Raw genomic sequence first — 9,190 nt, forward strand, 5'->3', positions numbered from 1 at the left:
GTCGCGCCTATGATGTTGAAAAGATCAATCCGGGAACCATACGGATAAAGGCGACGGCGCTGATAAACACCGGCAAGGTGGCGGTGCGTATTCGGGAGCTTCAGCTCGCCGAAGCGCAGCATGCGCCTCTCTCGCTTGAAGAGCATCTGGAAGCGCTCGGGCGGCTGCGCGACCTTGCCGTGGAGCAGGGAAAGCTTTCCGCCGCCGTCAGCGCCGAAATCAGCCGGGGCAAGGCTGCGGGCCTGTACACCGACAAGGTGCAGGCCGACGTGAAGCAGGATGTGAAGGTCGTGCTCTTCGGAGGCGAGTGATGGAAGTGCGCATCAGGCTCAGGCCTTTGCAGGAAAAGGCGCTGGAGGCGCTCGATTCCCGGAGGTTCGGCGTGCTCATCTGTCACAGGCGATTCGGCAAAACGGTGCTCGCGGTGTCGCGCCTGTGCCGGAACGCGACAACGGGCGGGGAGTCGTACCGCGGGGCGTACATTGCGCCCACCTACCGGCAGGCGAAGGACGTGGCCTGGGATTATCTGAAAAAAATTGCCGCGGCGGCCGGGGCCAGGGTGAACGAAGGCGAGCTTCGCGCGGACTTTCGGAACGGGGCGCGCATCCGGCTCTACGGCGCGGAGAATCCCGACTCGCTGCGCGGCCTGAACCTTTGCGACGTGGTGTTCGATGAAGTGGCGCAGATGCCCTACTCGATGTGGTCGGAAATCGTGCTTCCCATGATTCTGGCCACGCACGGGCGGGCGCTTTTTCTGGGCACGCCGAAGGGCAAGAACGCGCTCTGGAAGGTATGGGAGAACGCGCGTCTGCACAGTGAGGAATGGGCGGCGCTCATGTATCGCGCCTCGGAAACCAGCATTCTGAGCGAAGAGGATCTTGCCGTGGCGCGGCGAGAGACGAGCGAGGCGGAATACGAGCAGGAATACGAATGTTCCTTCACCGCCGCGGTGCTGGGCGCGTATTACGGCAGGCTCATGGAGCAGCTCGACAGGGAAGGGCGGATCACGAACGTGCCGTATCGGCCGGGCGTGCCCGTGGTGACGGCGTGGGACCTGGGCTTTTCCGATTCCACGGCCATCTGGTTCGCGCAGCTTGTGGGCCGGGAAGCGCACATCATTGACTACTATCAGGCTTCCGGCGTCGGGCTGGATCATTACGTCAGGGTGCTGCAGGACAAGGGGTACGTGTACGGCGAGCACCTTCTGCCCCACGATGCGGGCGTTTCGGAGCTCGGCACGGGCACGACGCGTCTGGAAACCCTGCGCCGCCTCAACATACGAGGCCGGGTGCTGCCGATGACGCGGGTGGATGACGGCATCAACGCGGTCCGCCTGCTGCTGCCGCGCTGCTGGTTCGATGAGAGGCGCTGCGCGCAGGGGCTGGAAGCCCTGCGTCTGTATCAGCGGGAATGGGATGAAAAGGCGCAGGACTTCCGCGCCCGGCCGCTGCACGACTGGACAAGTCACGGAGCTGACGCCTTCCGGTATCTGGCCATGGGAATAGACAACGTCGCGGGCCGGGGCTTTGCCAGGCTTCCGCCGCGCAAGCATCTGCGGGTGTGCTGATGGACAGAAAAGAGACAAAGGACGGGCTTCGCCGCGTCATCGTGAGGGAAATGGAGCAGTGCATGGGCACGGAAGGCTCCAGGCTCTCGCATGAACGTTCGACGCTCAAGAGGCGATATCTTGGGTACGGCTATGCCGTGGACGACGACCGGGCGCGTCGCGGCTTTTCCGTGTATGTGGACCGCACCGTGCTGGAAACCGTGGAATGGGCCAAGCCCGGCCTCATGCGCGTGTTCTGCGGCGACGAGATCATCCGTTTTGATCCGCGCACGCCCGCGCAGGAACAGGCGGCCAAGGACGCCACCTTGTACGTCAATCAGGTGGTGTTCGGCAGGCGCATGTTTTCGCTGGTGCACGACGTGCTCGCCGATGGATTGTATCAGCGCGTGGGCTGGTGCCTTGTTCATTGCCCGGAAAAGACGGAGCGGCGCGTGTTCCAGTACGCCGGGCTTTCGCAGCAGGAGGCCGTGGCGCTGCTCATGGATCCGGCGCTCGACATGGAAACGCCGGGCGCGGTGCGCGTGGAACGGTATGATTCTCCGCTGGGGCCCCGGTATGACCTCACCGTGCATCGCACCGTGAAGACGCGGGATATCCGCATTGATCCCGTGCCTTCGGAAAACGTGGTGATTTCTTCGGACGCCGCGGACGTGGAGAAGGCGCGCTTCATCGCGCACTGGGAAGTGAAGACGGCTTCGGATCTGCGCAAGGAAGGGTATCCGCAGTCGGTCATTGACGAGCTGCCGCCGCTCGAAGACGACGACGTCATGCCGGAAACGGAGGTCGGGCGCGCCGTCAACGACGCGAACGGCGCGGACAGGGACGGTCAGAGCCGCGCCACGCGGGAATACAAGGTGTATGAGGCGTGGTTCGACTTCGACATGGACGGCGACGGCGTGGCGGAGAAGGTCAAGGTCACGTTCTGCGGCGACGCCGAGTCCTGCCGGGTGCTGCGGTTCGAGGAATGGCCGCTGTACCGCGCTCCGCTGTTTGCGGCCTGTTCGGTGCCCATGCCGCATCAGGCGGTGGGGCTCTGTCTGGCCGACCTCGTCACCGACCTGCAGGATCTGCGCACGGAAATGACGCGTCAGTATCTCGACAATCTCATGCTTTCCAATCAGGGCGAGCTTGTGGTCAACGAGGGCATGAGCGGCCATGTGGAATACGACAGTCTGCTCGCCCGCGAGGCCGGGGCCGTTCACAGAATACAGGGGGATGCGAGCATCACGCCTCTCCCGGTGGCCACGGCGGCCGGGGATGCGCTGCAGGGGCTCAGCATGAGTTCCGAGCTCATCGAACGCCGAACGGGCATATCGAGCCGCACGCAGAGCCTTCAGGCCGACGCGCTCCAGAACACGGCCACGGGGGCGTCCATCATGGAGGAGGCGATCAATCAGCGCCTGGAACTGATTGCCCGCGTCTATGCCGAAACGTTTTTCAAGCCGCTCGGCCGCTATGTTCTGCATCTTCTGCACAGGTATCAGGACAAGGAGATTCAGCTCCGACTCAAGGGAAGATTCATGGCGTTCGATCCGCGCAGGTGGGATCCCGACATGGATATTTCCGTGGCCGTGGGCCTCGGCACCGGCAACCGGAGCAAGCTGCTCGCGGCGTATCGGCAGATTTTGCAGATACAGCAGCAGTTTCTCGCGCAGATGGGAAAGAACTCTCCGGTGCGCCTCTCGAACGTGGTGTACACCTGTCACAAAATGTGCGAGGCCGCCGGACTGGAAGCGCCGGAACGCTTCTTCGGCACGGAAGAGGATACCAGACGCGCGGAAGAGGCCATGATGAACGCGCCTGCGCAGCCGTCGCCGGAAGAGCAGAAGCTCAGGCTTGAAGAGCAGAAGGCGAAGGCCAAACAGCAGGCCGACGCGTGGAAGGCGCAGACGGACGCGCAGCGCAAGGCCTTTGAGACGCAGAGCAAGATAGCGCTTGCCAGGCAGAAGACGGAAGGCGAGCTCGCGCTGAAAGCCATGGGAATGAGTATGGAAAGGGATCTCGATGAGACGCGTCTCAGGATGGGCGAGAAGGGCGTCGGGCTCACGAAGATCAAGGGCGTAGGGGGATGGTGATGGATAGGAAGGCGCTCGGCGGCCTGCCGGGGCTTATTGCCGCTTTTTCGTCGCCGGATGATGTGGAAGGGACGCCCGCCGTCAAGGGTTTGCCGAGATGTACGACAAGGCCATGCGGGCGGGAAGCAACAAGATGATGTACGCCGGAACGATGGAACCGGATGTTTTTGAGCGAGCGGTAAGGCGCGATCCCTCGTTGCGGAACAATAAAGTGTTTATCGGAGTACACGGCGGCAAGGCTCGCAAGGCCACGAACGAGATGGAGCCGCTGGAAGTGGGGCGACATATCGAAAATCTGTTGAATTTCCGGTGAAACGCGGGTGCTGCCGAATTTCCCGGGCAGGAACTTTCCGAAACAACGGCAAGGAAATGTTCTCTCTGAACGATGGGAAAAACGTTGTTTCGCCTTTTATGGCGGGAGAAAACGGAGACGTGATGCTGAAAACAGTGTTTGAACCAACACAGGATAATAGGCGCTGGTTGGAAGGCTGTCCGGGGAGGCCCCTGTCTCCCATATCTGGTCTCAGGAATGATGTTCCTGCCAGTGCGCAGCCACCGGGACTTTCTGCTGTCAGACAACCTTCGGTAGAGAAAAATATACCGGAGATGCCGTTTCCCGGCAAGAGCAGACTCCCCGCCATAGCGGGCGCGGGTACTCTTGGGTATGTGAACACGGAGCCGGGATTGGAAACGCCGCTTTTTGATCCCGTCGATATGCCGACGGCTCCAATCGGCGTGCCGACAAAAGCGGGGAAGGCGGCCGCGGCCCTGCTTGCGCCTGCGGTTTCCTGCGGCGTGGACAAGCTGGGAGGCCTGCCTGACTGCTTCATGGGAGAAAAAGAGTGACGCATGAGGAACGAATGGACGCGCTGGAAGCCGGACGCGTTCTGCAAAGCCGGGTGTTCCGGCAGGCCTTTGACCGTCTGGACGCGAGGTATGTGCAGGCGTGGCGCGCCTGTGCGGACAGTGTGAAGCGTGAGGAGTGGTGGCACATGCAGCGGGCGCTTGCCGCCGTGAAGAAGGAACTTTTCGACGCATTGCAGTGTGCCGCGCTTCGTGAGCAGGGTAAGGATGAGGTATTGAACGCGGCGCTGGAAGCCGCAAAGGGGAAGAAATGAACGAAGAACCCAGAGAACTCGGCGGAGACGTCGGCGGGAGCGCCGAAGAAGGCGTGTACGATGTGGATTCCGTCGCCGAAATGTTCGCGGAGGAGGAAGCGGCCGAAGACGGCGGGAATCAGCCTTGGGATGAAGGCGAGGAAGGCGAGGAGCCTGCGGGGCCGCAGGCTGAGGCGCCGGACGAAGGAGAACAGGACGCCGCGTCCGACATTCCCAGGCCGGAAGGCTTTGAAGAGGCCCTGTGGCAGGGCATGACGCCGGAAGTTCGCAGCGCCGTGCACGCGCGGGAAGAAGCGCATGCGCAGGCCGCGGCGCAGGCGGAGCAGGAACGACAGGCCGCCCGGCAGCAGCAGGAGCGTTTTGCCGTGGCCGCGAACGCGCAGATTCAGCAGGCGCTCGCGACCATGAAGCAGATCGTGGAAGGCGAGTACGGCGGCGTGGACTGGAACGGCCTTGCGCAGAGCGATCCTGCAACCTGCATCAAGCTCCAGCAGGCGTACAACGCGCGCATGGGAGCCATTCAGAGGGTGCAGCAGGGCGTTGCGCAGGCCGCGAATCTCTATGAAGCGCAGAGGGCGCAGGAAGCGCAGAACATGATGGCTTCCGAGTTTGCGCAGGTGCAGCCGGAAATCAGGGCGCTCATGGGCGCCGGTTTCGACGGCAGAACCTTTGCTTCCGACGTGGCGAAATACATGCAGGAGCAGGGATGTCCGCCCGAGGTGGTCAACGGGCTGTCCCGGGGCTATGAGGTGAAGTTTGTCGCCAAGGCCATGCTCTACGACAGAATGCAGGCCAGGCGCGCCAGCGCCGCGAAAAAGGTGGCGGAAGCGCCCCGGGTGCAGAGTCCGCGCGGCGCGGCGCAGGCCGACGCCGGCGACAGGGCGAAAAGGGCGCGCGCCCTGCTTTCCAGGAACCCGAACAGCACGGACGCGCTCGCGGCCCTGTTCGAAGCAGAAATGTAAGGAGGTTGTTATGGCTACCGTTTCCGGTCAGCTCAAGGACGCGGGCATCAAGGGCAAGCCCCGCGATCTGATGAACACCATTTTCAACGTTGCCCCCACGGACACGCCTTTTCTCACCATGTGCGGGAAAAGCGAGGCGAGCCAGACGCTGCACGAGTGGCAGACCGACACGCTGGCGAGTCCTGCGGAAAACTCCGTGCTCGAAGGCGCGGATACCACGACGTTTTCCGAAAGCAGCACCACGGAACTTTCCAACAAGACGCAGATTCTCAAGAAGGCCATCAACGTTTCCGGCACGGCGCAGGCCGTGAAGCAGGCGGGCGTGAACAGGCAGTACGCCTATCAGATGGCCCTGCGCACCAAGGAACTCAAGAAGGACGTGGAATACGCGCTGTTGCAGAACAAGCTTGCCCGCGCGGACAACGGCTCCAGCGAAGGCCGCCTCATGACCGGTCTTCCCTGCTGGATGCAGACCAACTACGCAGGGGGCGAGAGCGGCGCAAAGGCCACGACTTCGGAAGCGTGTACGGCGGGCACGGCGCGCGTTCCCACGGAAGCCATGCTCAAGAATCTGCTCACGGCCGTGTACAACGCGGGCGGCAACCCCGACCGCATCATGATGGCGCCCGACATCCGCGTGAAGATGAGTGAGGTGCTTTCCGGCGGCGCGACCAAGATTGAAAAGGCCGAAAGAAAGAAGGCGACCGCGGTCATCGACGTGTACGTTTCCGACTTCGGCTCCCTCAAGCTCGTGCCGAACCGCGTGCAGGCCTTCGAGCCCTTCTCCAAGACCTGCGCCTTCGTGCTCGATCCTCAGTACTGGAAGGTGGCGTATCTGCGCGGCTTCCGCGAGGAGCGTCTCGCCGTCACCGGCGACAGCCTGAAGGGCCATGTGCTTGTGGAATGCACGCTTGAAGCCCGAAACGACGCCTCCTCCGGCGTGCTGGCCGATCTCAAGTCCGCGTAACAGCGTCCTTTTCCATGTGGGCGGCGGGGAAACCTGCCGCTCTTTTTTTTGTGCTGTGCTTCCGGGGCGGGGGGGGCCGGGCGGCGACGCTTTCCCGCGGCTCCGGCTTCCCGCCGAGTCGTTTCCTTTCTGCGCCGGTCTGCACTGCTTTCCAGCCTTGCCGGTTCCGCGCCGCGCCATTCCCCGCTTTTTCTGTGCCGCGCTCTGCGCCTGTGTCATGTTCGTGAAAAAGGAGGGTTCATGTCCGTATCAAACTACAATGCCAACCCGGATCTGAACACCACGATTTCGGGCATCAACATCGCCGAGGGCTGTCCGCCGGCGGGCGTGAACAACGCCGTCCGTCAGCTCATGGCGGACGTGAAGGCCGAAAGCGACGCTTTGCGGGAAAAGCTGAGCGCGGCAAAGAGCTCGGCGGAGGAAGCCGCAAGCGCGGCCCGGGCGGCCCAGAGCACGGCCGATGCGTCAGTTGCCGCAAGCGGCGTGGCCGCCGGAAGCTATGGCCCGACCGCCAATGCCTCTCCGGGCCATCAGCAGACCTTCAAGGTCCCTTTTTTTACCGTGAATGCGAAAGGCAGGATAACGGCTGCCGCAACAAGAACCATAACGCTTCCTGCCGACGCCAACACGCACTGCACCTACTGCACCCATTGCAGCGGCTGGTGTGCGCACTGCACCCACTGCACGCACTGCACTTCGTATTGCCTGTGAAGGAGATTGAGGCATGGCCGTATCCAGCTACAATACCAACCCGGATCTGAACACCACGATTTCGGGCATCAACATTGCCGAGGGCTGTCCGCCTTCCGGCCTCAACAACGCCCTTCGTCAGCTCATGGCGGACGTGAAGGCGGAAAGCGACGCCCTGCAGAAAGACGTGAGCTCGGCTCAGAGCGCGGCGGATGAAGCCAGAAGCGCGGCCCAGGCGGCCCAGAGCACGGCGAATACGGGCGTCGCCGCAAGCGGCGTGGCCGCCGGAAACTATGGCCCGACCGGCAACGCGAGCCCGGCGCACGGCGGAACCTTCACCGTGCCGTATTTTACCGTGGACGCCAAAGGAAGAGTGACGTCCGCCGCAACGCGAAGCATCAAGCTTCCTGCCGACGCCAACACGCACTGCACGTACTGCACCCATTGCAGCGGCTGGTGCACCTACTGCACCTACTGCACGTATTGCAACTGTCGCTGTTCCACCTCCAACTGCAACTGCAACTGTTGAGAACTGAAACATGAAATATGTCTTTGAAGTCGGACATGCGTCCGGAGCGCTCAAGCTCGCCTACGACAGCAGACTCAACACCCTTGACGGAGCCGGAGTTCCGCCGAACTTCATCATGGGTCAGCGGGACGGCGAGGAGCTCAGAATCAACATCGTCATGGGCACGGCGTGCAACTACAGATGCGGCTACTGCTGTCAGGCCGACATGAAAAAGGAAATTTTCTCTCCGCTCCGTCTGGACGCCTTCGTCAGAGGCGTGCGCGACTACTGCGACAGGCATTTTTGCCATGTGGACGCGGCGCGCGTCCTGTTCTGGGGCGGGGAGCCTCTTTTGTATTTCGACATGATGAAGGAACTCGCCGCCGGTCTCAGAGACGTGAAGCCCCGCACACTCCTGGGCATCTGCTCGAACGGCGCGCTGCTCAATGAGGAAAATCTCGCCTGGCTGCACGACAATCATGTCGGCGTGGGCTTTTCCTACGACGGGCCGGGGCAGAGTGCGAGAGACGAAAGCGATGTGCTCGCTCCCGGTTCCTTTGCCCTTGAGGCGCTGAAGGACGGCGTGGCCCGTCATCACTGGTCGGTGAATCCGGTGTTCCACAGGAAAAATCCGCTGGTCTCCCGCTTCATCGACTTCATGGATGAGCGCCTCGGCTCGGAAGAGTGGGCCATCGGCGACGTGCAGATGCTCATGGTCGGCGATGAGGCGAGCGCCGCGTGGGCGCTTTCGGAAAAGGAGCTGTACGCCTTTTCGCTGGACTGCTGCCGCGAGCTCTTCATCGGAAGAGGACGGCGCTTCGCCCATGCCTATGTTCAGGCGGCAAAAAGTTTTCTCCGCAGTCTGGGGCAGACCGGCGGATTCGGCGGCTGTCAGAACGCGCAGCCCGGCGCACTGAGCCTGAATGTGGACATCACCGGCAACGTCTGGGCCTGTCATTCCTTTGCCGGAAAACATGAGGATGAGAGGGGCGGCAATCTGCATATGGGAACGCTTGAGGGGCCGCGCGTGCCCGTGAAGCTCGCGGTGCTGGAGAGTCGGCGCGAGCGCGCCTGCATGGACTGCGCAATGCGCATGTTCTGCGGCGGCGGATGCCTCGGCACGCCGGAGAAGTACGACGAGGTGAACTGCCGCATTCAGTGGCACAAGTGGTTCCCTGCGCTTTCCATGGCCGTGAACATGCTCACGGGCGGCCAGCTTCTTGGCGTGAAAAGGCTGGAGGCGTGACCATGCGGACGCTCTTTCTTCTTTCTTCTCATCACATGCTCGCATGGCCCGACGGTC

Annotated in this window: 11 protein-coding genes; all 11 read left to right on the plus strand. The window is 62.5% G+C overall.

Going from position 1 to position 9,190, the window contains the following annotated elements; translation table 11 throughout:
• Positions 1-311: hypothetical protein (locus tag ACZM96_RS07680; protein WP_489488341.1), on the plus strand; the 311-nt coding region annotated here is incomplete at its 5' end.
• Positions 311-1,567: a terminase large subunit domain-containing protein gene (locus tag ACZM96_RS07685; RefSeq protein ID WP_489488343.1), complete on the plus strand. Its 1,257-nt coding sequence runs from the start codon at positions 311-313 to the stop codon at positions 1,565-1,567. The genes ACZM96_RS07680 and ACZM96_RS07685, both read left to right, overlap by 1 nt.
• On the plus strand, positions 1,567-3,642 hold the full coding sequence (locus ACZM96_RS07690) for a cell envelope integrity TolA family protein (RefSeq protein ID WP_489488345.1): 2,076 nt from the start codon (positions 1,567-1,569) through the stop codon (positions 3,640-3,642). Before ACZM96_RS07685 ends, ACZM96_RS07690 begins: the two co-directional genes overlap by 1 nt.
• A 97-nt stretch (positions 3,643-3,739) precedes the next feature.
• Entirely contained in the window at positions 3,740-3,955 is a 216-nt protein-coding gene (locus tag ACZM96_RS07695; protein ID WP_489488347.1) for a hypothetical protein, read from the plus strand.
• A 56-nt stretch (positions 3,956-4,011) separates the two neighbouring features.
• Positions 4,012-4,488 carry a hypothetical protein gene (locus tag ACZM96_RS07700; RefSeq protein WP_489488349.1) on the plus strand — a complete coding sequence of 159 codons (477 nt, stop codon included), beginning with the start codon at positions 4,012-4,014 and terminating at the stop codon, positions 4,486-4,488.
• 14 nt (positions 4,489-4,502) lie between these two features.
• Complete coding sequence (locus ACZM96_RS07705; RefSeq protein WP_489488351.1) at positions 4,503-4,760, plus strand: hypothetical protein; 258 nt, start codon at positions 4,503-4,505, stop codon at positions 4,758-4,760.
• Positions 4,757-5,722, plus strand: coding sequence for a hypothetical protein (locus ACZM96_RS07710; protein ID WP_489488353.1), 966 nt, complete (start codon positions 4,757-4,759; stop codon positions 5,720-5,722). The genes ACZM96_RS07705 and ACZM96_RS07710 overlap by 4 nt, the downstream gene beginning before the upstream one ends.
• A gap of 10 nt (positions 5,723-5,732) precedes the next feature.
• A complete protein-coding gene (locus tag ACZM96_RS07715) occupies positions 5,733-6,689 on the plus strand; it encodes an SU10 major capsid protein (RefSeq protein WP_489488354.1) in 957 nt (318 codons plus the stop codon).
• A 240-nt stretch (positions 6,690-6,929) separates the two neighbouring features.
• Positions 6,930-7,400 carry a hypothetical protein gene (locus ACZM96_RS07720; RefSeq protein WP_489488355.1) on the plus strand — a complete coding sequence of 157 codons (471 nt, stop codon included), beginning with the start codon at positions 6,930-6,932 and terminating at the stop codon, positions 7,398-7,400.
• A gap of 13 nt (positions 7,401-7,413) precedes the next feature.
• A complete protein-coding gene (locus ACZM96_RS07725; protein WP_489488356.1) occupies positions 7,414-7,908 on the plus strand; it encodes a hypothetical protein in 495 nt (164 codons plus the stop codon).
• A 10-nt stretch (positions 7,909-7,918) separates the two neighbouring features.
• A complete protein-coding gene (locus ACZM96_RS07730) occupies positions 7,919-9,133 on the plus strand; it encodes a radical SAM protein (RefSeq protein WP_489488357.1) in 1,215 nt (404 codons plus the stop codon).
• Positions 9,134-9,190: the final 57 nt, after the last annotated feature.

Source organism: Mailhella sp., from assembly GCF_057866825.1.